The organism is Rathayibacter sp. VKM Ac-2929 (assembly GCF_022815495.1).
Lineage (GTDB): Bacteria > Actinomycetota > Actinomycetes > Actinomycetales > Microbacteriaceae > Rathayibacter > Rathayibacter festucae.
The window spans coordinates 263,940-287,501 of record NZ_JALGRV010000002.1 but is presented as its reverse complement, the minus strand read 5'-3'; the positions used below and the strand labels follow the sequence as shown (position 1 = coordinate 287,501).

Below are 23,562 nucleotides of genomic sequence, written 5' to 3'. Positions count from 1 at the left end.
CGTTCCGACGAGCCGGAGGTCGTCGAGCAGGGAGTGCGGAGCGCTAGACCCGCGCCGGAGCCGCCGCGTGGCTCGCCTGCGCATCGCGCAGCATGCCGAGCACCTGGGCGCGGAGGTCCTCCGGCGCCGTCTCCTTGCACGCGCGCTGCACGGCGACGGTCAGCACGACGCCGACCTTCGCCTCACCGGAGCAGTCGGGGCAGTTCGCCATGTGCTCGCGGATGTCGGCGGCGTCCTCCTTGCACAGCTCGTTGTGGAGGTACTCCTCGAGCTCGGCCTTCGCCTTCGTGCAGCCGCAGTCGGTCATTTCGTGCTCCCGGTGGTGAAAGCGGCGCGGATCCCGCGCTCGCGTGCGTAGTCGGTGAGTCGTTCGCGCAGCATGCGCCGGCCGCGGTGCAGCCGGCTCATCACGGTCCCGACGGGGGTCTTCATGATGTCGGCGATCTCCTGGTACGAGAACCCTTCGACATCGGCGAAGTAGACGGCGAGCCGGAAGTCCTCCGGGATCGCCTGCAGGGCCTCCTTGACGGCGGTGTCGGGGAGGTGGTCGATCGCCTCGGCCTCGGCCGAGCGGCTCGAGGTGGCGGTGGTCGACTCGGCGCCGCCCAGCTGCCAGTCCTCGAGCTCGTCGATCGCGCTCTGGTACGGCTCGCGCTGCTTCTTGCGGTACGAGTTGATGAACGTGTTGGTGAGGATGCGGTAGAGCCACGCTTTGAGGTTCGTGCCCTGCTCGAACTGCTTGAACGCGCCGAACGCCTTCGCGAACGTCTCCTGGACGAGGTCCTGGGCGTCGGAGGGGTTCTTGGTCATCCGCAGGCCGGCCGCGTAGAGCTGGTCGATGAAGGGCAGCGCCTGCTGCTCGAACAGCGCGCGGAGGTCGACCGGAGCGTCGGGAGCGGCGTCGTCGAGAGCCTCCTCGACGGTCTCCTCGATCGTCTCGGTCTCCTCGGTCGCCTGCGCCTCGTCGGCGGTGCTGGGGCGTGTGCTGTCGTCGCGAGTCATCACACGCGATTCTAGGCCGCGGCGCCGGGAGGCGGCCTGCCGGGCCGGCCGGGGTCGCACGAGGTCGATCGTCGCCGTCATGCCTCGCCTCCCGCCTGATCCTGCCGTCGGTCCGTTCGCCGACTACTCTGACAACCGATGGTCTTCTCGCGTTATTCCGCTCCCGAGTTCGATCCGTACGGCGACGCCCGCGCGCTCCCCGGCGAGGAGGACTGGTCCGCGCCGTCCGCCGTCGGCGCCCTCGACGCCGTGGTCGAGCTGCCCGGCTCCAAGTCGCTGACGAACCGCGAGCTCGTCCTCGCCGCTCTGGCCGACGCTCCGTCCGTGCTGCGGGCGCCGCTGCACTCGCGTGACAGCGCCCTGATGATCGAGGGCCTGCGCTCGCTCGGCACGACGATCCGCGAGGAGGGGGGAACCGGCTCCTTCGGCGCCGATCTCGTCGTCGGGCCGGCCGAGGAGCTCTTCGGCTCCACGACGATCGACTGCGGCCTGGCCGGCACCGTGATGCGCTTCCTGCCGCCCCTGGCCGGGCTGGCGCTCGGGCCCACCACCTTCGACGGCGACGCCTACGCCTACAAGCGGCCGATGGGCGCGACCATCGCCTCCCTCCGCTCGCTCGGCGTCGACGTGGCGGACGACGGGCGCGGCTCGCTCCCCTTCACCGTGCACGGCTCCGGCTCGATCCGCGGCGGCGACGCCGTGGTCGACGCAACCCGCTCGAGCCAGTTCGTCTCGGCCCTGCTCCTCGCCGGGGCCCGGTTCGACGAGGGCCTGCGCCTGACGCACGAGGGCGGCGCGCTGCCGAGCCAGCCGCACATCGACATGACGATCGCCGCCCTCGCGGCCCGCGGCGTGAGCGTCGACGCCTCGACACCCGGCACCTGGACGATCGCGCCGCAGCGGATCGCCGGTGCCGAGGTCCTGATCGAGCCCGACCTCTCCAACGCCGCGCCGTTCCTGGCCGCCGCACTCGTCACCGGCGGCACCGTCCGCCTCCGGCACTGGCCGGCCGAGACCACCCAGGTCGGCGCGCACCTCGAGCGGATCCTGCCGATGTTCGGCGCGAGCGTCGAGCGCGACGGCGAGGACCTCGTCGTCCGCGGCGGGAACGAGATCCTCGGCGTCGAGCTCGACCTCTCGGAGGGCGGCGAGCTCGCCCCCGCGCTCGCGGCCCTCGCCGCGCTTGCGAGCGGCCCGAGCACGCTGACCGGCATCGGTCACATCCGCCACCACGAGACCGACCGCCTCGCCGCCCTCGCCGCCGAGATCAACGGCCTCGGCGGCTCCGTCACCGAGCTGGAGGACGGACTGCGGATCGAGCCCGCGCCGCTGCACGGCGGCCGCTGGCGCACCTACTCCGATCACCGCATGGCCCACGCCGGTGCGCTGATCGGCCTGGTCGTCCCCGGCGTCGCGATCGAGGACATCGCGACGACCTCGAAGACCCTGCCGCAGTTCCCCGAGCTCTGGACCACACTCGCGGGCGGGGTCTGACCCGTGTCGTGGTGGACGGACAGCGGCCTCGACGCCGACGGAGTGCTCGACGACTTCGACGGCTACGACGAGTCGGACGCGCGAGTGCGGCCGAACCCCAAGGGCACCAAGCCGCGGACGAAGAACCGGCCGGCCTACGAGGACGCCGAGATCGCGATGGTCCTCGGTGTCGACCGCGGCCGCTACACCGTGATGATCGGCGACGGCACCCCGGAGGAGCACGAGTTCACGGCGGCGCGGGCCCGCGAGCTGCGCAAGCAGGCGATCGTCCCCGGTGACCGCGTCGACGTGGTCGGCGACTCCAGCGGCGACGAGGGCACCCTCGCCCGCATCGTCCGGATCCGCGAGCGATCGACGCTGCTGCGCCGCAGCGCCGACGACACCGACGCGATCGAGCGGGTGATCGTCGCCAACGCCGACCAGATGGTGTGCGTGGTGGCCGCCGCCGATCCGGAGCCGCGAACCCGGCTGGTCGACCGCTACCTGGTCGCCGCCTTCGACGCCGGGATCACCCCGATGCTCTGCATCACCAAGACCGACCTGGCGGACCCGGCGCCGTTCCTGCGCAACTTCGAGGGCCTCGACCTCCGCGTCTTCCTCTCCAGCCAGGACGAGCCGCCCGTCGACGAGATCGCCGAGGCGCTGCTCGGCCACGAGACCGTCGTGGTGGGCCACTCCGGAGTCGGCAAGTCGACGCTCGTGAACAAGCTCGTCCCCGACGCGCACCGGGCGATCGGCCGGGTGAACACGGTGACCGGGCGCGGCCGGCACACCTCCTCCTCCACCGTCTCGCTGCGCGTCGAGCGCGGCGACCGGCACGGCTGGGTGATCGACACCCCGGGCGTGCGCTCCTTCGGCCTCGGCCACGTGAACACCGACAACATCCTCGGCGCCTTCACGACGCTCGCCGTGCTCGCCGAGGACTGCCCGCGCGGCTGCACGCACCTCCCCGACTCCCCCGACTGCGCGATCATCGAGGCCGTCGAGGGCGGGCTGCTCGGCGCGAGCGGGCCGGAGCGCCTCGACTCGCTCCAGCGCCTCCTGACCACCTTCGCCACCACCGACGGAAGCAGACGATGACCGACACCGCTCTCCCCCCGATCCCCGCCGACGAGCGCCTCGCCGCGGGCGACACCGCCCCCGACTTCACGCTGCCGGACCAGGACGGCTCCCCGGTCGCCCTCGAGGGCCTGCGCGGCCGCCGCGTCATCCTCTTCTTCTACCCGCAGGCCGACACCCCCGGCTGCACCACCGAGGCGTGCGACTTCCGCGACAGCACCGCGGCCCTGCAGGCGGCCGGCTACGAGGTGCTCGGCGTCTCGCGCGACACCCCTGAGGCGCTGCGCCGCTGGGCCGACGAGCACGGCCTCGCGTACCCGCTGCTGAGCGACCCGGACATGAGCGTGCACCGCGCCTACGGCGTCTGGGGCGAGAAGAACAGCTACGGCAAGACGGTCGTCGGCGTGCTCCGGTCGACCTTCGTCGTCGGCCCCGAGGGCGCCCTCGAGTTCGCCCAGTACAACGTGCGCGCCACCGGCCACGTGCAGGCGCTGCGCAAGAAGCTCAAGCTGGCCTGACCCGCCGCGCCTCTCTACGCCGCGCTTCGACCAATCGGCCGGGGCCGCGGATCGCCCATGCTGATCGAGGAGCCCGCGCAGCGGGCGTCTCGAGATCCGCCGAGGGCTAGAAGCCCTCGTTGAAGCGAGGGGCGTAGTCGGCGCCGAGGGCGTCGAGCTCGTCGGCCGTCAGCTCGACGTCGACGGAGGCGACCGCGTCCTCGAGGTGCTGCATCTTCGTCGCGCCGACGATCGGCGCGGTGACCGCCTCCTGCTGGCGCACCCAGGCGAGGGCGACCTGCGCGCGCGGGACGCCGCGCTCGGCAGCGATGCGCTCGACGGTGCCCGCCGTGCGGCGGTCGGCCTCCTCCTGCTGGTGGTAGAGCGTCTTGCCGTAGAGATCGGTCTCGGTGCGCGACGTGGTCGCGTCCCAGTCGCGGGTGAGGCGCCCGCGGGCCAGCGGCGACCACGGGATCACGCCGACGCCCTGGTCGAGGCAGAACGGGTGCAGCTCGCGCTCGTCCTCGCGCTGGATCAGGTTGTACTGGTCCTGCATCGAGACGAAGCGGGTCCAGCCGCCGAGGTCGGCCGTGTACTGCGCCTTCGCGAACTGCCACGCCCACATGCTCGACGCGCCGATGTAGCGCGCCTTGCCGGAGCGGACGACGTCGTGCAGGGTCTCCATCGTCTCCTCGATCGGGACCTGCGGGTCCCAGCGGTGGATCTGGTAGAGGTCGACGTAGTCGGTGCCGAGGCGGCGGAGGCTGTCGTCGATCGCGCTGAGGATGTGCCGGCGCGAGAGCCCGCCACCGTTCGCGCCCGGGCGCATCGTGCCGTGCACCTTGGTCGCGATGACGACCTCCTCACGCACGGCGAAGTCCGCGAGAGCGCGGCCGACGAACTCCTCGCTCGTGCCGTCGGAGTAGACGTCGGCGGTGTCGAACGTGGTGATGCCGAGCTCGAGCGCCCGGCGGAGGAAGGGCCGCGACTCCTCCTCCCCCATGCTCCAGCCGTGCGCACCGCGGTCGGGCGCGCCGAAGCTCATGCAGCCGAGGATGATCGGGGAGACCTGGAGGCCGCTGAGGCCGAGTCGGGTGGAGTCCATCCTCCGACGCTAGCCCAGTGGCGCCGGCGCGGGGCGGCCGGCTCGGTGACGCTAGCCCAGCCCGGGGTCGCGGCGGGTGGCGGCGACCGTGCTCGGCAGGAAGAGCAGCACCACGGCCAGCAGGGCCGGCGCCAGCAGCGCCCAGCCGATGTCCGGCACGGCGTACTGCCCCTGGAACGCGCCGAGGGCGACGGCCATCATCACCAGCTGGATCGTCAGGGCGGAGGCGCGGATCCAGCTGCGGCACCGGGCGGTTCCGACTGTCGTCGCGGCGACCCAGGCCAGGGCGATGACGGAGAGCACGACGATCGCGATCCCGCCGCCGATCGAGCCGGCCCGGGTGGTGAGGAGCTCGATCACGAGCCACCCCGTGATGCACGCCACGGCAGCGGTCTCCAGCGCCAGAACGGCGACCAGGAGGAGCAGGCCGAGGGGCCGCCGGCCGCTTCCCGGCCTGGTCGGAGGCCGGTTCCCGTCCATGATCACAGCTGCATCCCATCCAGCACTCTTGATTCGAGCCTGCCTCCGTGACAGGCTAGTGCAGTTCGTTTCACCGCTCACAGGGTCGTGGGTTACCGCCGATGTGAACACCCCGATCCTGCCGTGCCGAGAGGCATGCGTGCGAGCGGGGCGATCTATCGGGAAGAACCGAGCACCGTCCGGTCCCGCACCCGAACCGCCTTGCGCAGCTGCGCAGGGTCTCGTGGCGTGCGCCGGTTCGGGCGCCCGGTGCATACCGATGGTCCAGGCCGTCGGTGTGACTCGATCATCCCACCCGAACACTGCGTGGTTCCTCCACGCACGCTGTCACACAAGGAGCACCCGCATGGACTGGCGCGACAAGGCCGCTTGCCTCACCGCTGACCCCGAGCTTTTCTTCCCGGTCGGCAACACCGGACCCGCGGTCGACCAGATCGAGAAGGCGAAGACCGTCTGCGGTCGCTGCACCGTCACCGAGGTCTGCCTGCAGTACGCCCTCGAGACCGGTCAGGACTCGGGCGTCTGGGGCGGCCTCAGCGAGGACGAGCGCCGCGCCCTCAAGCGCCGCGCCGCCCGCGCCCGCCGCGCCTCGTAGCGCCGGCACCGGGACCACCCGGCACCGCACGACCCCGACCCCCGCTCGCCCTCCGGCAGCGGGGGTCGCGTCGTTCCCGGGGACTCCGGGCGGGGACCGAGCCCGCGCGGCGCGGACCGGTGCGGCTCAGACCCGCGGGCCCTTCAGCCAGCGCAGCGGCACCTCGATGGTCACCTCGGTGCCGCGGCCGACCAGCGTGTGCCAGTCGATCGTCCCGCCGAGCTCGCCCTGGATCAGGGTGCGCACGATCTGCGTGCCCAGACCCGAGCCGACCTTGCCCTCCGGCAGTCCGACTCCGGTGTCGCGCACCTTGACGGTGAGCTCGTCGTCGCCGCGGGTCGCGACGATCTCGACGTCGCCCTCCCGGCCGGCGAGCCCGTGCTCGACCGCGTTGGTGACCAGCTCGGTCAGCGCGAGGGCGAGCGGAGTGGCGTACTCGCTCGGCAGGTCGCCGAAGCTGCCGGTGAAGGTGGGGTGCACGGTGGTGTTGTGCGTCGAGGCGACCTCGGCGATCAGCAGCAGAACCCGGTCGAACACCGCGTCGAAGTCGACGTTCTGCGCGAGCCCCTCGGAGAGGGTGTCGTGCACGACCGCGATCGCCGCGACGCGGCGCATGGCCTGCGTCAGCGCCTCGCGGGCGAGATCGGAGTGGGTGCGCCGGGCCTGGATCCGCAGCAGCGACGCGACGGTCTGCAGGTTGTTCTTCACCCGGTGGTGGATCTCGCGGATCGTCGCGTCCTTGGTGATCAGCTCCCGCTCCTGGTGGCGCAGCTCGGTCACGTCGCGGCAGAGCACGACGGCGCCGACGCGCTCCCCGCGGTCGCGGATCGGGATGGCGCGCAGCGAGACGGTGACCCCGCGCGCCTCGATGTCGGTGCGCCAGGGCGCGCGGCCGGTCACGACCAGCGGCAGCGACTCGTCGATGACGACCTTGCCGGCGACCAGGCCCGTGGTGACCTCGGCGAGCGACTCGCCCTCGAGCTCGTCCGCGAAGCCGATGCGGTTGAACGCCGACAGCGCGTTCGGGCTGGCGAAGGTCGTGATCCCGTCCACGTCGAGGCGGATCAGGCCGTCGGAGGCGCGCGGGGCGCCGCGACGCGGCCCGGTCGGCGCGCCGAGGTCGGGGAAGTCGCCCGAGGCGATCATCGAGAAGAGGTCGTTCGCGCAGTCGTTGAAGGTCAGCTCCTGGCGGCTGGGCGTGCGCGTCTCGCTGAGGTTGGTGTGGCGGGTGACGACCGCGATCGGCTGATCGGTGGTCGCGCTGTCGGAGCCGCCGAGGCGCCGGATGACCGGCACGGCGCGAACCCGGGTGGGCGTCTCCTCGAACCAGTCCGGGGCCGAGGTGTCGACGATGCGAGCGCTCTCGAAGGCCTCGGCGACCTGGGCGCGCCACTCCGCCTTGATCTTCTGCCCGACGAAGTCGCGGTAGAAGAGCGTCGCCGCACTCGAGGGCCGGGCGTGCGCGACCGCGACGAAGCCGCCCTCGGCGGTCGGCACCCAGAGCACGATGTCCGCGAAGGCGAGGTCGGCGAGGAGCTGGAGGTCGCCGACGAGGAGGTGCAGCCATTCGACGTCCGCGTCCGTGGAGCGGCCGTGGGAGAGGACGAGATCACTGAGGGTCGACACCCGACAAGCCTAGGTCCCGTCATCGCGCGCACCGCACCTGCGGTGCCCCGCGCCCGGTTATCCACAGTCCGGCGCTGAGCCCGACGTGAGCATCGCTCGGCTGCTTCGATGAGGTCACCCCGTCGCGCTCGTCCTGCTGCGGCACGCACCGCCCGAGCCGAGAGGAGATCCGAACCGTGAGTCGCTCGTCCTGCCTTTGGAGCACGCCGCATGATCCACCCCACCAACGCGTTCGACTACCGCACCCTGCCGCTCGACGCGGACGCGGCGGCCTCCGCGACGTCGGCCGCCGCGTTCTTCGCCCCGCAGCCGGCGACGCGGGCGGAGCTGCCCGATCCCGAGCCGATCCTCGCCTGCCTGACGCTGCAGGTGGTCGAGGTCCTGGCCGGCTCCCGCGAGATCGACCAGCTGGCCCGCTGGCTGAGCGACGACGTCTACCGGCATCTGCAGAAGCGGGTGGTGATGGCCGCCCGTGCCCGCAGCCTCAAGGGCCGGTCGACGCAGCGCCTCCCGTCCACGGTCGGCCGGGTCGTCGTCACGGAGCCGCGGGACGGGATCGTCGAGGCGGTCGTCCTCGTGCACAACCGGGTCCGCACCCGAGCGGTCGCCATCCGGCTGGAGGGCACGGACGCCCGCTGGCGCGCGACCGCGATCAACGTGCTCTGAGACCGGTCAGCGCCCGCGGCTCGGCGCTCGCACGCCGGCACGCCCGGGTCAGCGCTCGCGGACGGGAGCCACCGGCGGCAGCACCACCTGGACGCCCTTCTCGCGCAGCGCCTCCTCGAGCTCCGGCGGCGGCGGCGCGTCGGTGACGAGGTAGTCGGCCCGGCCGAGCTCCGCCACCTGGGCGAAGAGGGTGCGGCCGAACTTGGTCTGGTCGGCCAGGATCGCCACGCGCTCGCAGCGGGCGATCATCTCGCTCATCATCACGCCCTCCGCCAGATTGCTGGTCGAGTAGCCGTTCTCGGCGGACACGGCGCCGACGGAGATCAGGCCGATGTCGCAGTGCAGGTCGACGGCGCCGCCCGGCTCCGCGGCGGCGAAGCCCACCGGCCCGACCGTCGACTGGCCGCCGAGGCGGACGGCGCCGCCGAAGACGAAGAGGTCGCGGCAGGTCTTCGAGCCGATCTCGGCAGGGACGCGCAGGTTGTTCGTCGCGATGGTCAGCTCGCGGTGGTCGTTGAGGTGCCGGACGACCGCCAGCGAGGTGGTGCCCGCGTTCAGCATCACCACCGCCCCGTTCTCGACGAGGCCGGCGGCGAGCGCGCCGATCTTCTCCTTCGCGCCGCGCTGGATGCCGAGGCGCACGTCCAGGCGCTTCTCCGTCGCGGGCATCACCGAGAGGCTCACCGCGCCGCCGTGCGTGCGGACGAGGTAGCCGTCCGCGTCGAGCTGGTCGAGATCGCGGCGCACGGTGTCGGCCGAGACGGCGAAGCGGCGGGCGAGCGTGGTGACCGTGACCTCGCCCGCCTCGGCGACGTAGGCGGCCAGATCGGCCTTCCGGCCGGCCGGCAGACGGAGCGGGACGTCGTTCGCGGCGGGGGCGTCGTCGGTGTCGGGCATGTGCGTTGTCTAACACCGCCGTGTCGGATCCTGCAAGTTGTCGCACTCGGATCGCGGCGAATCCTGCGGTCTGGTCCTCGTTTGTCGCACATCTCGGCAATTTCCTGCCGGTTCTTGCATGACCACGCATCGCCAGGTACATTCGCAGAACACAAGCGCAAGAATGCGCACACAACAGCAGATAACTGCAGAGTTGCAGGGAGTGACATGAGCAAAGGTGCTCGCATCAAGAGAGCCGTCGTCTTCACCGTCAGCGCGGCGTTCGCCGCGACGATGCTGACCGGCTGCAGCCAGGGTGGCGGCGACTCCGCGGCAGGCGGAGACGTCACCCTCGAATTCGCGCAGTGGTGGGAGCCCGAGCTCTCGGACGGCGCCCTCCGCGGCCTGATGGACGACTTCGAGGCCGCCAACCCCGGCATCACGGTCGACCTCCTCAGCGGTCCGTACGCCTCGACCAAGGAGCAGCTCTTCGCCGGCGCCGCGGCCGGCACGATGTCCGACGTCGTCGGACTCGACGGCGCCTGGATCAGCGACTTCGCCAAGCAGGGCGCGCTGGCCGACCTCGGTCCCCTGCTCTCGGACGCGGGCTTCGACGAGAGCCAGCTCTCCTCGACCGTCGTCGTCGACGGCAAGACCGCGATGGTCCCCGTCGTCAACTTCGTCTACCCGCTCTTCACCAACGACGCCCTGCTCTCCGAGGCGGGCGTCAGCGCTCCGCCCTCGACCCGCAGCGAGTTCGAGTCCGCGGCCAAGGCGATCACGGCGCTCGGCGACAACACCAGCGGCTGGGTGCTCCCGCTCTCGAGCGACGCGCCCAACGGGATCCAGAACGACGTCATGTCCTGGGTCTGGGCCTCCGGCGGCAGCATGCTCGACGACGGCAAGCCCGACCTCACCAACGACGCCGTCACCAGCGCGGTCGACTACATCGCGCAGCTCGACGCCGACGGCGTGATCGCCCCCGGCGCCGCGACGATGAAGGAGCAGGACAAGGTCGAGGAGTTCACCAACGGCCGCGTCGGCATGATGATCGACTCCCTCTCGCACATCGCCACCATCCGCGAGTCCAACCCCGACCTGAAGTTCAGCATCTCGGCCATCCCGGCCGAGGACGGCTTCAGCGGCGAGCGCGGCATCCCCTTCGCCTCCTGGGGCATCGGGGTCTCGGCCAGCAGCGAGCACCCGGCCGAGGCCGCGAAGCTCGTGTCGTTCCTGATGAGCGCCGACACGAACTCGACGCTGTCCACGCTGGCGAACGCCTTCCCCGGCAACACCGCCTCCACGCCGGACTTCTCGGACAGCGACCCGCTGTACCAGGAGGCCTTCGACATCTACTCGGCCGGCTACCCGGCGAACGAGTTCGTCGGCCTGCCCGTCGCGGAGCAGCTGATGCGCGACTTCGACGAGCAGCTGCAGGCCGCCCTCAACGGCGACCAGAGCGTCGACGAGGCGCTGGAGAAGTCCCAGGAAGCCTGGCTCGGCGAGTTCTGAGCCGTGACCCGTCCGTCCCCGATCGCGCCGCGGGAGTCCTCTCCCGCGGCGCGGTCCCCCCTCACCCCGTCCCCGATCGAAGGAGGAGCGCCGTGGTCTCCCTGCTGAGCGCCCCCCAGCGTCCCGCCTCCGGGACGCCCGCCCCCGCCCCCGCGGGCCGCCGGAGGCGCCGCGACCTCGCGCCCTACCTCTACCTCTCCCCCACGGCGATCGTGATGCTCGTCCTGATGCTCGTGCCGGTGCTGCTGGTGATCGGGTACTCGTTCTTCGACAACGTCATCACGAACCCGAAGCCCGCCTTCGTCGGACTCGCCAACTACCTCGAGGTCCTCGGCCACCCGAAGTTCCGCACGGCCACCGGCAACACGATCGTCTTCGTCGGCGTCAGCGTCGCGGCGCACCTGGTGCTCGGCCTCGGCTTCGCGATGCTGTTGAACTCGCCGCTCGTGCCGACCGTCGCCAAGTCGCTCTTCCGCGTGGTCTACGTCCTGCCGTGGCTGTTCACCGTCGCGATCATCGCGGTGCTCTGGCGGCTGCTGCTGAACCCGAACGGCGTGATCAACTACGCGCTGATCTCGCTCGGGCTGACCGACAAGGGCATCGAGTGGCTCGCCTCCCCCGCGACCGCGCTGCTCTCGGTGACCTTCATCAACATCTGGGCGGGCTACTCGTTCTACATGATCACGCTGCTGGCGGGTCTGCAGGGCATCCCGCACGACCTCTACGAGGCGGCGAAGGTCGACGGGGCGAGCGCCTGGCAGCGGTTCTGGAACGTCACGATCCCGCAGCTCAAGCCGATCATCATCAGCATGTCGGTGCTCGACATCATCTGGACCTCGCAGCAGTTCGCGCTGATCTGGATGACGACCGGCGGCGGCCCGATCGACGCGACCGAGATGCTCAGCACCTACACCTACAAGCTCGCGTTCAGCCGCTACGAGTTCTCGGTGGCCTCGGCGAGCGCCGTCCTGGTCCTCCTCCTCACCATGGTCCTCGCGTTCTTCTACGTGCGGAACCAGAAAGCCAGGGACTGACGTGACCGCCACCGCCACCCGCCCGGCCGTCCGCACGCCGCGGCTCCTCGCCGCGAAGGCCGGGGTCTGGGTCCTCCTCCTGATCGGCGCCGCCTTCGCAGGCCTGCCGATCGTCTGGATGGCCGCCAGCTCGTTCAAGTCGAACACCGAGATCTTCGAGTACCCGCCCCGGCTGATCACCGACACGTTCTCGTTCTCGGCCTACGCCGGCATCCTGGGCGACCCGACGAAGGTCCGCTTCTTCATCAACAGCTACGTCGTCGCGCTCGCGGTCGTCGCGCTGACGCTGGTCGTCGCGATCCTCGCGTCCTATGCGTTCAGCCGCTACGAATTCCGCTTCAAGCGGCCGATCAACATCATCATCGTCAGCGTGCAGGCGGTGCCGCCGATCACCCTGCTGATCCCGTTCTTCGGGCTGATGGTGACGCTGCGGCTCTACAACACCTATCAGGGCCTGATCCTCACCTATCTGGTCTTCACGCTGCCCTACGCGATCATCATGCTGACCGGCTACTTCAACACCCTCCCCCGCGATCTCGACGAGGCGGCGCGGATGGACGGGGCCGGCCCGATGACGGTGCTCTGGCGGATCCTGGTGCCGATCGCGATCCCCGGGATCGTCTCGGTCGGCGTCTACACCTTCATGATCGCGTGGAACGAGTACCTCTTCGCGCTCACCCTGACCCGCACCGACGACATGCGCACGGTGCCGATCGGCATCCAGCTGCTCATGGGCCAGAACTCCTACGAGTGGAACGAGATGATGGCGATGAGCATCCTCGGATGCGTTCCCGTCCTCCTCCTCTTCCTCTTCTTCCAGCGGTACTTCATCGGCGGCATGACCGCCGGGGCCGTCAAGAGCTGAGGCGCGCGTCCGCGCGTCCGGAACACCACCACCACCACGAGAAGGACAGTCAGAGAATGCTTGTTTCCGGAAAAGACCTGCTGGACGTCGCCAACGCGAACGGCTTCGCCGTCCCGGCGTTCAACGTCAGCGACTACGCCATGATGAACGGCCTCTTCGAGATCAGCGAGGAGAAGGACTCCCCGCTGCTCATCGCGATCCACCCCGACGAGCTGAGCCACACCGGAGTGGACATCCTGCACGCGATCATCGCCCGCGCCCACCGCTCCAGCGTCCCGGTGACCATCCACCTCGACCACGGCGCCACCTACGAGCAGGTCCTGCTCGCGATCAAGTCCGGCTTCACCTCGGTGATGATCGACGGCTCGATGCTCCCCTACGACGAGAACGTCGCGATCACCAAGCGCGTCGTCGACGCGGCGCACGCCGTCGGCGTCTCGGTCGAGGGCGAGCTGGGCACGATCGGCAAGACCGACAACGAGGCCGAGGACGGCGCCGCGAACATCATCTACACCGAGCCCGACGAGGCGGTCGACTTCGTCGCCTCCACCGGGGTCGACAGCCTGGCGATCGCCATCGGCACCAGCCACGGCCTCTACCCGGCGTCGATGAAGCCCGCCCTCAAGCTCGACCTGCTCGCCGAGATCAAGAAGCGCGTCGCCGTGCCGCTCGTCCTGCACGGCGGCTCGAACAACCCCGACGCGGAGATCGCGGAGTCGGTGAAGCGCGGGGTCAACAAGATCAACATCTCCAGCGACATCAAGGCCGCGTACCACAAGAAGATGCGCGAGGTGCTGGCCGACCCCTCCGTCCGCGAGCCCAACACGATCCAGCCGCCCTCCATCGCCGCGATGAAGGAGACGGCCGCCGAGAAGATCGACCTGTTCGGCTCCGCCGGCAAGGCCGAGCTCTACTAGGCCCGGCGAGACGCAGGAGAGCAGCGCGGTGAACGAGAGGATCGTGCTCGGACTGGGCGGGACCGTCGACTACGAGATCGACTGGGACGACCACGTCGTCCAGACGCTCGCGGACGAGTACGGGATCCGCGCGGACGAGCTGACGAGGACGGCGCCGGTCACCACCGAGCGCGACCTCGTCGTGGCGCTCCTCGCGTTCCTCGCCGACGGTGCGGGAGGGGAGAGATTCGCCTCCTCCTCCCGCATCGTCGAGGAGTTCGCGCAGCGCTTCCCCCGGCGCATCACCCTCGGCGGCACGGGCGTGCGGGCGGGCTACGCGCTCGCCGTGCACGGCCTCGCCGCGGTGCAGCACCTGGTGAGCATCGACGACCACGTCCGCCGCCTCCTGCCCGTCGGCACCGAGTACGTCTCGAGCGCGACCGCCGACAGCACCGACCCGCACCTGATCGTGCAGTTCCCGCGCGGCGCCCGGGTGCTCCTCGGCGACCGCGTGCTGGTGGCGCCGCATCCGAACCGGGTGATCTTCGCGAACGACCCGCCCAACCGCGAGCTGCTGCTGGCGGAGGGACTCGGCGGCATGCTGGCCGACGCGGGCGTCTTCCTGGTCTCCGGCTTCAACAGCATCCAGGACGGGGCGGTGCTGACGGACCGGCTGGAGACGCTGCAGCGCCACCTCGCGGCGCTGCCCGCCTCCGCGGATGTGATCTACGAGGACGCGGGCTTCCACCTGCCCGCTCTGCAGGACCGGGCCCGCTCCGCCCTGCTCGGCTGCGTCGACGTCGTCAGCATGAACGAGGACGAGCTGCAGGCGCTGCTCGGGCACCGGCTCGACCTGCTCGACCCGGATGCAGTGGTCGAGGCGCTGGGCGCGGCCGCGGCGCTCCTCCCCGGCCCGGTGCTCGTCGTGCACACCCGGCACTGGTCGGCGGCCGTCGGAGCGGAGGCCGAGCGCTACCGCGCGGCGCTCCTCGGCGGAGTGACGATGGCGAGCACCCGCTACCTGCTCGGCGACGGCATCACCGCCGCGGACTACGACCGCGTCGCACAGCTGCCGGCGCAGCCCGGCGGAGTCGCGGTCTGCACCGCGGTCACGGCTCGGCTGCAGGCCGTCTGCACGCCCGGCCTCGTGCTCGAGACCGACCGCCCCACCACGATCGGCCTCGGCGACACCTTCGCCGGCGGCTTCGTCTCGGCGCTGGTGCGGCACCGCGTCTGACGCCGCCGATCACGCGCCCGCGCTGTCGACGACGAAGGCCCCGCATCCCGCGCTCCGCTCGAGCGGAGTCGGGACCGGGACCTTCGTCGTGCCGGTCGGCAGAGCCGGGATCAGCGGCGCTTGGTCTGCGCGCGGCGCTCCTGGCGGTTGTTCGGCGTCTCGTCGGAGCCGCCGGTCTGCTGGCCGAAGGCGCCGGTGGTCGCGGCGTCCTCCGCGTCGTCCGGGCGCGCCTCGCGAGCCGCCGCGGCGCTGGCCTTCGCCGTCGCCGCCTGCTGCACCCGGCCGCGCTGATCGCGGACCTCGACACCGCCCGAGTCGCTCGGCGCGGAGTAGCTGAGCTTCTCGACCGGGGCGACCGGCTCGGAGAGGCCCTTCGCGGCGACGCCGGCGACCTCGCCCTGCTTCTGGGTGACCTCGACCTCGAGGTTGAAGAGGAAGCCGACGGTCTCCTCGCGGATCTGGCCCATCATCTGCTGGAACAGGGTGAAGCCCTCGCGCTGGTACTCGACCAGCGGGTCGCGCTGGGCCATCGCGCGCAGGCCGATGCCGTCCTTGAGGTAGTCCATCTCGTAGAGGTGGTCGCGCCAGCGGCGGTCGATCACCGAGAGCACGACGCGGCGCTCGAGCTCGCGCATGGCGGGGGCGCCGAGCTGCTCCTCGCGGCCCTGGTAGGCGAGCTTCGCGTCCGAGAGGATCTCGCGGCGCATGAACTCCTTGTTGATCCGGCCGCGGCTGCCGGCCTCCTGGACGACCTCGTCGATCGACAGGCTGACCGGGTAGAGGGTCTTCAGCTCGGTCCAGAGCGCGTCGAAGTCCCAGTCGTCGCCGTTGCCCTCGCCGGTGTGCACCTCGAGGATCTCGTCGATCACGTCGACGAGGAACTTCTGGGTGCGCTCGTGCAGGTCGTCGCCCTCGAGGATGTGGCGGCGGTCGGAGTAGATCGCCTCGCGCTGGCGGTTGAGGACGTCGTCGTACTTGAGGACGTTCTTGCGGATCTCGGCGTTGCGCGCCTCGACCTGCGACTGCGCGCTGCGGATGGCGCGCGAGACGACCTTCGACTCGATCGCCATGTCGTCCGGCACGTTGCCGCGGCCCATCAGGGCCTCGGCCGCGCCGGAGTTGAACAGGCGCATCAGGTCGTCGGTGAGCGAGAGGTAGAAGCGGCTCTCGCCCGGGTCGCCCTGGCGGCCGGAGCGGCCGCGGAGCTGGTTGTCGATGCGGCGCGACTCGTGGCGCTCGGTGCCGAGCACGTAGAGACCGCCGGCGGCCTGGACCTTCTCGGCCTCCTCGGCGACCTTGGCCTTGACGCCCGCGAAGACGTCGTCCCACGCGGACTCGTACTCCTCTGGGGTGTCGACGGGGCTGAGGCCCTTGGTCGACATCTCGGTGACCGCGAGGAACTCGGCGTTGCCGCCGAGCATGATGTCGGTGCCGCGGCCGGCCATGTTGGTCGCGACGGTGACGGCGCCGAGGCGGCCGGCCTGGGCGACGATCGCGGCCTCGCGCGCGTGGTTCTTGGCGTTCAGCACCTCGTGCCGCACGCCCTTCTTGGCGAGCAGGCGGGAGAGGTACTCGCTCTTCTCGACGCTCGTCGTGCCGACCAGCACGGGCTGGCCCGCCGCGTGGCGCTCGACGATGTCCTCGACGACCTGCTCGAACTTGACCTGCTCGTTCTTGTAGACGAGGTCGGCGTTGTCGATGCGCTGCATCTTGCGGTTGGTCGGGATGGAGACCACGCCGAGCTTGTAGGTCGACATGAACTCGGCGGCCTCGGTCTCGGCCGTTCCGGTCATGCCGGAGAGCTTGCCGTAGAGGCGGAAGTAGTTCTGCAGCGTGACGGTGGCGAGGGTCTGGTTCTCGGCCTTGACCTGCACGCCCTCCTTCGCCTCGATCGCCTGGTGGATGCCCTCGTTGTAGCGGCGGCCGGCCAGGATGCGGCCGGTGTGCTCGTCGACGATCATCACCTCGCCGTTGAGGACGACGTAGTCCTTGTCCTTCTTGAACAGGGCGCGGGCCTTGATCGAGTTGTTGAGGAACGAGATCAGCGGGGTGTTCGCGGACTCGTAGAGGTTGTCGATGCCGAGGTAGTCCTCGACCTTCTCGATGCCGGGCTCGAGCACGCCGACGGTGCGCTTCTTCTCGTCGACCTCGTAGTCCTCGCCCTCGATCAGGCGCGTGGCGAGGCCGGCGAACTCGGCGAACCAGCGGTTCGCCTCGCCCGAGGCGGGGCCGGAGATGATCAGCGGGGTGCGCGCCTCGTCGATGAGGATCGAGTCGACCTCGTCGACCACTGCGAAGAAGTGGCCGCGCTGGACCATGTCCTGCGCCTGCCAGGCCATGTTGTCGCGGAGGTAGTCGAAGCCGAACTCGTTGTTCGTGCCGTAGGTGATGTCGGCCGCGTACTGCTCGCGGCGCTGCTCGGGCGTCTGGCCGGAGAGGATCACGCCGGTCGTCATGCCGAGGGCGCGGAACACGCGCCCCATCAGCTCGGACTGATAGTTCGCGAGGAAGTCGTTCACCGTGACGATGTGCACGCCGCGGCTCGCGATGGCGTTGAGGTACGCCGGCAGGGTCGCGACGAGGGTCTTGCCCTCTCCGGTCTTCATCTCGGCGATGTTGCCGAGGTGCAGTGCGGCGCCGCCCATCAGCTGGACGTCGAAGTGGCGCAGGCCGAGCGTGCGGCGCGAGGCCTCGCGGACGGCCGCGAAGGCCTCCGGCAGCAGGTCGTCGAGCGATTCGCCGTTCGAGTAGCGCTCGCGCAGCTCGACGGTCTCGTTCTTCAGCTCCTCGTCGCTGAGGTGCGTGAAGTCCTCTTCGAGGGCGTTGACGGCTTTCGCGTAGTTCTCGAGGCGGCGGAGGACCCGGCCCTCCCCGACGCGAAGGACCTTTTCGAGAACTGAGGCCACGGGGTACTCCAAAACGTAGAAGACAGGTGCCCGACGGCACGGCGCGGACGGAACCACACTAGCCGGGGCGGGCTGTGCGCGGTCCGACAGGGCGCGAAGAACCCCCCGGAGGCGGACCTCCGGGGGGCTCCCGGGTCAGACCGCGGCGGCCTCGGGCTGCGCGTCCGCCTCGTCGCCGAGGCCGATCACGCCGTAGTCCCAGCCCTTGCGTCGGTAGACGACGCTCGGGCGGTCGGTGTCCGCGTCGATGAAGAGGTAGAAGTCGTGGCCGACCAGCTCCATGTAGTCGACGGCGTCGTCGACGCTCATCGAGACGGAGGGGAAGACCTTCTTGCGGATGACGACGGGGCAGTACGGCTCCTCCGCGTCGTCCTCGTCCGCGGCGACCGGCTCCGGGGCCGGCTCCTCCTGAACGGGGATCACGCCCGTGCTCAGGCGCTCGAGCACCTCGGCGTCCGCCGGCTGGATCGCGACGACGCTGAAGTCGTCGGCCGCCGCGTCGCGCAGCGAGGTCGGCCGATGCTGACCGCGATGCACCTTCTTGCGGTCCTTGGCTCGACGCACCCGTTCGAGCAGGCGCCCGAGGGCGACGTCGAAGGCCGCGTACTTGTCGGCTCCGCTCGCCTCGGCCCGCACCACGGGCCCCTTGCCGATGAGCGTGAGCTCGACCCGGTCGCCGCCGGCGGCGCCCTTGCCCTCGCTGTGACGGCTCGCCTTGATCTCGAGCGCGAGCGCCCGGTCGGCGAGATGGGCGATCTTCTCCGACTTCTCCGTCGCGTAGGCGCGGAAGCGATCGGTGATGCCCATGTTGCGGCCTGTGATGTCGATGTCCATGACAACCTCCCAGTCGAGTACGGCGTGCCGCCTTTCTCCGGGCGGACCGTTCACGCCGTCCCCCGAGCGTAGACCCGCGGTCACCGGATCGTCCTCGGGAGTTCATCAGGAAGTCGCGCTGCGGCCGCCGGGGGTCCCGGCGAGCGCGGCCGCCCCCGCCACGTCTCCCCCGCCCGCGCGGACGGCCCGGCGCAGCTCGAGCAGGGTCGCCCCCGAGGTGACCACGTCGTCCACCAGCAGGATCCGTTCGCCGTCGAGCGGACGCCTGGCGCGGAACGCGCCGTCGAGGTTCGCACGCCGCTCCGCCCGGGCGAGGCCGACCTGGTCGAGCGCGAGCCGGGTCCTCGTGAGCGGCCGGGCGAGGCGCCCGCCCGCCGCGCGCACCAGCAGGTCGACGGGGTCGAAGCCGCGCCGCAGGTGCCGCAGGCGCGAGCCGGGCGGTGCGACCAGCAGCGCCGGAGCGCCGTCGAGCGCCTGGAGCAGCACGGGTCGCAGCAGCGCGCCGAGCGGTCGCGCTGCGGCCACCCGCCCCTCCGCCTTCAGCGCGAGGACGAGCCGCCGCACCGTCCCGGCGTACTCCGCGCCGACGCGCACCTCGAGCGGGTCGTCGTCGGACCCCAGGCGGCGGACGTCCGGTCGCGCCTGCGCGGCGAGCTCCGCTGCGCAGTCCGGGCAGGGCACCCGGGTCGCCGGCCGCCCGCAGGCCGGGCAGTCGACCGGCAGCAGAACGGCGAGGGCGTCGAGGAGATGATCGCGCAGCATCGGGCGAGTGTGCCCGGGTTCAGGACCCCATGCCGGTCTGCGTCGCGAGGAGCTCGATGCCTGTCGCGACCGTCTGCCACGCCGAGCCGCGCTGCTGGCGCAGCTCGCCGCCCTCGGCGAGGATGCGGATCTGCGTCGAGGCGTTGCCGGCCGCGATCTGCACGGTCCCGGTGGTCGTCCCCAGCGGGGTGTCCCCTCCGCCGAGCTGGTTCATCGTCACCGTGTCCTCGCCGGTGGAGCCGCGGACGACCGAGACGACGTCGAGCTCGTCCGTCCAGGCGGCGGCGACCGCCGTGCCGAGGGTCGAGCGCAGCACGACCGGCTCGCCGATCGCGATCGGATCGCCGTTGACCGAGCGGGTGACCCCGGCGACGAGCACGGTCGCCTGCTGCCCGTCCTGCGCGAAGGCGAGCATCCGCGTGCCGTCCCGAGACAGCGCGAACGAGGCGATCGACTCGATCTCCGGCCAGGCGGTCGCGACCTGCAGCGACCGGGAGCCGTCGGAGGAGTAGGCGACCAGCTGGCCCGGCGCCGCCGTGGGCACCGACCAGACGTAGCCGAAGGGGTCCATGCCGGGGGCCGCGAGGCCGCTCCGGGCGTCGAGCAGCACGTCGTCGACGCCGGGGGTGAGCAGCGAGACGCCGGCCGAGGTGAGGACGGCCGCCGAGGCGCTCGAGTCGGCGCCCCGCTGCTCGCCCAGCACCGCGGCCCGCGGCGAGAGCGCCGCGATCCGGTCCGAGACGGCCGTCTCGGCGAGTCCCGAGGAGCCGAGGAAGCCGAAGTCGCCGTCGGTCAGCACCAGCGGCCGGGTGTCCACCCGCGGCGAGGTCGGCAGCCCGGTCACCTCGGTCGGGATCTCGATCGGGTTCTGCTGCACCGAGAGCGAGACCCCGGTGACGTTCGAGACGTTGGCCAGGCTCCTGCCGAGCTGCAGCGCCATCCGGCGCCACTGCCGCTCGTCGGCCTCGAGCGCCGCCGAGTTCAGGTCGACGACGGCCCGCTGCGCCTCGACCGGCACCGTCTCGGCGGCGAGCGCCGTCCCGGTCGGGAAGGCCGAGACGACGGCGGACGAGTCGCGGAGCCACGGCGTCGGCCCGCGCAGCAGCTCGGTGACGATCGTGGTGCTGGTCGAGCTGTCCGCGCGCGAGGCGAACCAGCGCAGATCCGGCACCAGGTAGGAGTAGCTCGGGTCGAAGAAGTAGAGCGCGTAGGTGGAGAAGACCTGCTCGAAGGTGGTCCGGTCGATGACGACGCCGCTGGGCGGAGAGCTGATCCGCCATTCGCCGTTCTCCTGGACGAAGCCGTAGTCCAGCTCCAGCGCGGTGGTCGTCGCGACCTCGGAGTAGACGCCGGTGGCGTCGACCTCGGCCACGGGGGTGATGGTGAGCGAGAGCGTCGACGCGCCGGGCTGGGTCGAGGAGCGCTGGCCCTCGTCGACGGTGACGTGCTCGCCCGGCGTCCAGTCGGCTCCGGTGGAGAGGAACTCGCGGGCGATCTTGTAGTTGTTCTGCGGGCTCGACGCCGCGTCGATGAAGCCGGTGAGGATCTCGAACTGGTCGGCGCCCTCGGCGGGGCCGGAGGGGAGGAAGTCGTACTGCAGGTCCTGCGGCGCCGTGTCCGGGCGGCCGACGCCGACATCGCCGCCGCGCGGGATGCCCGCGCAGCCGGCGAGGGCGGCCAGCAGCAGCACCGCGGCGACCGCGGAGCGCACGCGCCTCACTGGACGACCCCGTGCTCGGGCACGCCGCCGAGCGGCAGCGGCGGCAGGACGATGGGGCCGGAGTAGGCCTGCTCGCCCGCGTCCACGGGCGGCAGCGGCAGCGGGGAGGCGTCGATCCGCTCGCCGCGCCGACGCGGGACCGTGAGCCGGAAGCACGCGCCGCGGCCGGGCATCGACCAGACCTGCAGCCAGCCGTGGTGCAGCGCGGTGTCCTCCTGCGCGATGGAGAGGCCGAGGCCGGTGCCGCCGAGGGTGCGGCGGCGGGACGGATCGGCGCGCCAGAAGCGGTCGAAGACGCGGACCACCTCCTCGGAGCTCATGCCGTGACCGTAGTCGCGGACGGCGAGCGCCACCGCGGTGGCGTTGCTGTCGACCGTGACCACGATCTCGCGGCCGTCGCCGTGCTCGACGGCGTTGCCGAGCAGGTTGCGCACGATGCGGCGGATGCGGCGGGCGTCCATCTCGGCGTCGAAGTAGCCGCCGGGGGCGGAGAGCGTGAGCCGCGAGCCGTTCGCCTCGGCGATCCCGCGCATCCCCTCGATCTCCTCGCCGGCCAGCCGCACCAGGTTCACCGGCTCCAGCTCCAGCTCGGCCGAGCCGGCGTCGTGGCGGGAGATCTCCAGCAGATCGGCGAGGAGGCTCTCGAAGCGGCCGATCTGGCCGTGCAGCAGCTCGACGGTGCGCTCGGCGACCGGCGGGAAGCCCTCGCGCTGGTCGTAGAGCACGTCGCCGGCGAGCTTCATCGTGGTCAGCGGGGTGCGCAGCTCGTGCGAGACGTCGGAGACGAAGCGCTGCTGCACCCGGCTGAGCGTGGCGAGCTCGCTGATCTGCTCCTGGAGGCTGTCGGCCATCCCGTTGAACGAGCGGGCGAGGGTGGCGATCACGTCCTGTCCCCTCTCCGGGATGCGCACGTCGAAGTCGCCCGCGGCGAGGCGCTGGCTGGTCTCCGCCGCCACCCGCACGGGCGCGACCACGATCCGGACGACGACCCAGCTGACCGCGCCGATCAGGAGGATCAGCAGGATGCCGGCGATGTTGAGGACCTGCTGCACGAACTGCAGCGTGCGCTCCGCGTCCGCGAGCGAGTAGCCGATGTAGAGCTCGTAGCGCCCCGCGGAGCTCGGCAGCTCGATCGTCGAGCCGACGACGATGCCCGGGAGCTGCTGGCCCGAGGCGCCGAGGCTCACCGACTGCCAGTACTGGCCGTCGGCGCCGGCCTGCACCCGCGCGCGCAGGTCGTCGCTGATGACGCCGTTCTGCAGCTCGCGGTTGTAGCTGTCCTGCGGGGCGAGCGAGGACGCCTCCTGATCGGGCGCGCGCACGACCGCGATCAGGGCGGAGGAGGAGGCGTCGCGCACCGCGGTGCGCACCGAGTTCATGACCTCCTCCATGTCCTGCCGGGTCGAGACCGTCGCCGCGTCGAGGTAGCCCTGCGCGGCGCGGGTGGCGCGCGAGGTGTCGCCGGTGACCTGGTCGAGCCGCGACTGGAACAGGTTGTCGCTGATGCTGTAGGAGAGGTAGGCGCCCGTCGAGCCGATCGCGATGCCGCTGAGCAGCACGGTGATGGCGACGGCGCGGAACTGCAGCGAGCTCCGCCAGGCCCGGAGCACCCTCCGCGGCCAGCGCCGCAGCGCCGGCGCCCGGAAGCGGCGCGCGAGGCTCACGTCAGCTCGGCAGCACGGAGCCGGCGCGGTAGCCGACGCCGCGCACGGTCATCACGATGCGCGGATCGTCCGGGTCCTTCTCGACCTTCGCGCGCAGGCGCTGCACGTGGACGTTCACGAGCCGGGTGTCGGCCTTGTAGTGGTAGCCCCAGACCTGCTCCAGCAGCATCTCGCGGGTGAACACCTGCTGCGGCTTCGAGGCGAGGGCGAGGAGGAGGTCGAACTCGAGCGGTGTCAGGCCGATGCGGGTCTCACCGCGGCGGACCTCGTGCCCGGCGACGTCGAGGCTGAGGTCGCCGACCTGCAGGACGGCGTTGGCGGCGACCTGGGAGGGGCGCAGGCGCGTCTTGATCCGCGCGACCAGCTCCTTCGGGTCGAACGGCTTGACCATGTAGTCGTCCGCGCCGGACTCGAGGCCCTGCACGACGTCGGAGGTGTCGGACTTGGCGGTCAGCATGATGATCGGGACGCCGGACTCGGCGCGGATCCGGCGGCAGACCTCGATGCCGTCGATCCCGGGCAGCATCAGGTCGAGCAGGACGAGGTCCGGCCGGGCCCGCCGGAAGGCCTCGAGGGCGCCCGTGCCGTCGGCGCAGAAGGAGACGTCCCAGTCCTCCGCGCGCAGGACGATGCCGATCATCTCGGCCAGGGCCGCATCGTCGTCGACCACCAGGATTCGCGCGCTCATGGGGTCAGGCTAACCGACGCGAGTGGGAGCACGGCCGCGCCCGA

22 protein-coding genes are annotated in these 23,562 nt (G+C 71.3%); 10 read left to right on the top strand and 12 right to left on the bottom strand.

Going from position 1 to position 23,562, the window contains the following annotated elements:
- Positions 1 to 43 precede the first annotated feature (43 nt).
- Entirely contained in the window at positions 44 to 307 is a 264-nt protein-coding gene (locus tag MT355_RS05970; protein ID WP_123444408.1) for a zf-HC2 domain-containing protein, read from the bottom strand.
- A complete protein-coding gene (locus tag MT355_RS05965; protein ID WP_123444430.1) occupies positions 304 to 1,002 on the bottom strand; it encodes a sigma-70 family RNA polymerase sigma factor in 699 nt (232 codons plus the stop codon). Before MT355_RS05965 ends, MT355_RS05970 begins: the two co-directional genes overlap by 4 nt.
- A gap of 138 nt (positions 1,003 to 1,140) precedes the next feature.
- Between MT355_RS05965 and aroA the strand changes: the two genes are divergently transcribed.
- Genes aroA through bcp form a run of 3 tightly spaced genes read left to right on the top strand, consistent with a single transcriptional unit; the run spans position 1,141 to position 4,073 of the window.
- Positions 1,141 to 2,496, top strand: coding sequence for a 3-phosphoshikimate 1-carboxyvinyltransferase (gene aroA / locus MT355_RS05960; RefSeq protein WP_243598872.1), 1,356 nt, complete (start codon positions 1,141 to 1,143; stop codon positions 2,494 to 2,496).
- Between the two features lie 3 nt (positions 2,497 to 2,499).
- A complete protein-coding gene (gene rsgA, locus MT355_RS05955; protein ID WP_173250401.1) occupies positions 2,500 to 3,576 on the top strand; it encodes a ribosome small subunit-dependent GTPase A in 1,077 nt (358 codons plus the stop codon).
- Positions 3,573 to 4,073, top strand: coding sequence for a thioredoxin-dependent thiol peroxidase (bcp, locus tag MT355_RS05950; RefSeq protein ID WP_243598871.1), 501 nt, complete (start codon positions 3,573 to 3,575; stop codon positions 4,071 to 4,073). The genes rsgA and bcp overlap by 4 nt, the downstream gene beginning before the upstream one ends.
- Before the next feature lie 106 nt (positions 4,074 to 4,179).
- On the opposite strand, the gene MT355_RS05945 is transcribed toward bcp, so the two are convergent.
- Positions 4,180 to 5,157, bottom strand: coding sequence for an aldo/keto reductase (locus MT355_RS05945; protein ID WP_132435829.1), 978 nt, complete (start codon positions 5,155 to 5,157; stop codon positions 4,180 to 4,182).
- Positions 5,158 to 5,208: 51 nt separating this feature from the next.
- Positions 5,209 to 5,517 carry a hypothetical protein gene (locus MT355_RS05940; protein WP_243598870.1) on the bottom strand — a complete coding sequence of 103 codons (309 nt, stop codon included), beginning with the start codon at positions 5,515 to 5,517 and terminating at the stop codon, positions 5,209 to 5,211.
- A 466-nt stretch (positions 5,518 to 5,983) separates the two neighbouring features.
- On the opposite strand from MT355_RS05940, the gene MT355_RS05935 reads away from it, so the two are divergent.
- Entirely contained in the window at positions 5,984 to 6,232 is a 249-nt protein-coding gene (locus MT355_RS05935) for a WhiB family transcriptional regulator (RefSeq protein WP_056045195.1), read from the top strand.
- A gap of 126 nt (positions 6,233 to 6,358) precedes the next feature.
- Here the strand turns inward: MT355_RS05935 and MT355_RS05930 are convergent, their stop codons facing one another.
- Positions 6,359 to 7,858, bottom strand: a complete 1,500-nt coding sequence (locus MT355_RS05930) for a sensor histidine kinase (protein WP_123702681.1) — start codon at positions 7,856 to 7,858, stop codon at positions 6,359 to 6,361.
- A 210-nt stretch (positions 7,859 to 8,068) separates the two neighbouring features.
- On the opposite strand from MT355_RS05930, the gene MT355_RS05925 reads away from it, so the two are divergent.
- Entirely contained in the window at positions 8,069 to 8,524 is a 456-nt protein-coding gene (locus tag MT355_RS05925; RefSeq protein WP_221181084.1) for an Rv3235 family protein, read from the top strand.
- Between the two features lie 48 nt (positions 8,525 to 8,572).
- Here the strand turns inward: MT355_RS05925 and MT355_RS05920 are convergent, their stop codons facing one another.
- Positions 8,573 to 9,421, bottom strand: a complete 849-nt coding sequence (locus MT355_RS05920) for a DeoR/GlpR family DNA-binding transcription regulator (RefSeq protein ID WP_123444402.1) — start codon at positions 9,419 to 9,421, stop codon at positions 8,573 to 8,575.
- Positions 9,422 to 9,628: 207 nt separating this feature from the next.
- Here MT355_RS05920 and MT355_RS05915 point away from each other — a divergent pair, with 207 nt between their 5' ends.
- The 5 genes from MT355_RS05915 to MT355_RS05895 all read left to right on the top strand — a co-directional run bounded on the left by MT355_RS05915 (position 9,629) and on the right by MT355_RS05895 (position 14,944).
- A complete protein-coding gene (locus MT355_RS05915) occupies positions 9,629 to 10,912 on the top strand; it encodes a sugar ABC transporter substrate-binding protein (RefSeq protein WP_123735256.1) in 1,284 nt (427 codons plus the stop codon).
- 92 nt (positions 10,913 to 11,004) lie between these two features.
- Positions 11,005 to 11,946 carry a carbohydrate ABC transporter permease gene (locus MT355_RS05910; protein ID WP_243598869.1) on the top strand — a complete coding sequence of 314 codons (942 nt, stop codon included), beginning with the start codon at positions 11,005 to 11,007 and terminating at the stop codon, positions 11,944 to 11,946.
- 1 nt (position 11,947) lies between these two features.
- On the top strand, positions 11,948 to 12,811 hold the full coding sequence (locus tag MT355_RS05905; protein ID WP_207901631.1) for a carbohydrate ABC transporter permease: 864 nt from the start codon (positions 11,948 to 11,950) through the stop codon (positions 12,809 to 12,811).
- A gap of 56 nt (positions 12,812 to 12,867) precedes the next feature.
- On the top strand, positions 12,868 to 13,728 hold the full coding sequence (locus MT355_RS05900) for a ketose-bisphosphate aldolase (protein WP_159423237.1): 861 nt from the start codon (positions 12,868 to 12,870) through the stop codon (positions 13,726 to 13,728).
- A 28-nt stretch (positions 13,729 to 13,756) separates the two neighbouring features.
- On the top strand, positions 13,757 to 14,944 hold the full coding sequence (locus MT355_RS05895) for an ADP-dependent glucokinase/phosphofructokinase (RefSeq protein WP_243598868.1): 1,188 nt from the start codon (positions 13,757 to 13,759) through the stop codon (positions 14,942 to 14,944).
- Positions 14,945 to 15,054: 110 nt separating this feature from the next.
- On the opposite strand, the gene secA is transcribed toward MT355_RS05895, so the two are convergent.
- The 6 genes from secA to mtrA all read right to left on the bottom strand — a co-directional run bounded on the left by secA (position 15,055) and on the right by mtrA (position 23,518).
- A complete protein-coding gene (gene secA, locus MT355_RS05890) occupies positions 15,055 to 17,850 on the bottom strand; it encodes a preprotein translocase subunit SecA (RefSeq protein WP_127886111.1) in 2,796 nt (931 codons plus the stop codon).
- 135 nt (positions 17,851 to 17,985) lie between these two features.
- Positions 17,986 to 18,684, bottom strand: a complete 699-nt coding sequence (gene hpf, locus MT355_RS05885; protein WP_123444397.1) for a ribosome hibernation-promoting factor, HPF/YfiA family — start codon at positions 18,682 to 18,684, stop codon at positions 17,986 to 17,988.
- A 105-nt stretch (positions 18,685 to 18,789) separates the two neighbouring features.
- On the bottom strand, positions 18,790 to 19,446 hold the full coding sequence (locus MT355_RS05880) for a ComF family protein (RefSeq protein WP_243598867.1): 657 nt from the start codon (positions 19,444 to 19,446) through the stop codon (positions 18,790 to 18,792).
- A 19-nt stretch (positions 19,447 to 19,465) separates the two neighbouring features.
- The gene (locus tag MT355_RS05875) at positions 19,466 to 21,157 is read right to left on the bottom strand and encodes a GerMN domain-containing protein (RefSeq protein WP_243598866.1); all 1,692 of its coding nucleotides are present in this window, start codon (positions 21,155 to 21,157) and stop codon (positions 19,466 to 19,468) included.
- Positions 21,158 to 21,162: 5 nt separating this feature from the next.
- Positions 21,163 to 22,830 (bottom strand): MtrAB system histidine kinase MtrB, encoded by a 1,668-nt coding sequence (mtrB, locus tag MT355_RS05870; protein ID WP_132435837.1) that lies wholly within the window; start codon positions 22,828 to 22,830, stop codon positions 21,163 to 21,165.
- A gap of 1 nt (position 22,831) precedes the next feature.
- Positions 22,832 to 23,518 carry an MtrAB system response regulator MtrA gene (gene mtrA / locus MT355_RS05865; RefSeq protein WP_123444394.1) on the bottom strand — a complete coding sequence of 229 codons (687 nt, stop codon included), beginning with the start codon at positions 23,516 to 23,518 and terminating at the stop codon, positions 22,832 to 22,834.
- Positions 23,519 to 23,562: the final 44 nt, after the last annotated feature.

Bases quoted from the DNA above. Each gene is read 5' to 3' on its own strand.
- bcp (WP_243598871.1), top strand. From the start codon at position 3,573: ATGACCGACACCGCTCTCCCCCCGATCCCCGCCGACGAGCGCCTCGCC.
- MT355_RS05970 (WP_123444408.1), bottom strand. From the start codon at position 307: ATGACCGACTGCGGCTGCACGAAGGCGAAGGCCGAGCTCGAGGAGTAC.
- aroA (WP_243598872.1), top strand. From the start codon at position 1,141: ATGGTCTTCTCGCGTTATTCCGCTCCCGAGTTCGATCCGTACGGCGAC.
- MT355_RS05880 (WP_243598867.1), bottom strand. From the start codon at position 19,446: ATGCTGCGCGATCATCTCCTCGACGCCCTCGCCGTTCTGCTGCCGGTC.
- MT355_RS05935 (WP_056045195.1), top strand. From the start codon at position 5,984: ATGGACTGGCGCGACAAGGCCGCTTGCCTCACCGCTGACCCCGAGCTT.
- hpf (WP_123444397.1), bottom strand. From the start codon at position 18,684: ATGGACATCGACATCACAGGCCGCAACATGGGCATCACCGATCGCTTC.
- MT355_RS05915 (WP_123735256.1), top strand. From the start codon at position 9,629: ATGAGCAAAGGTGCTCGCATCAAGAGAGCCGTCGTCTTCACCGTCAGC.
- mtrA (WP_123444394.1), bottom strand. From the start codon at position 23,518: ATGAGCGCGCGAATCCTGGTGGTCGACGACGATGCGGCCCTGGCCGAG.
- MT355_RS05920 (WP_123444402.1), bottom strand. From the start codon at position 9,421: ATGCCCGACACCGACGACGCCCCCGCCGCGAACGACGTCCCGCTCCGT.
- MT355_RS05965 (WP_123444430.1), bottom strand. From the start codon at position 1,002: ATGACTCGCGACGACAGCACACGCCCCAGCACCGCCGACGAGGCGCAG.
- MT355_RS05925 (WP_221181084.1), top strand. From the start codon at position 8,069: ATGATCCACCCCACCAACGCGTTCGACTACCGCACCCTGCCGCTCGAC.
- MT355_RS05945 (WP_132435829.1), bottom strand. From the start codon at position 5,157: ATGGACTCCACCCGACTCGGCCTCAGCGGCCTCCAGGTCTCCCCGATC.
- MT355_RS05900 (WP_159423237.1), top strand. From the start codon at position 12,868: ATGCTTGTTTCCGGAAAAGACCTGCTGGACGTCGCCAACGCGAACGGC.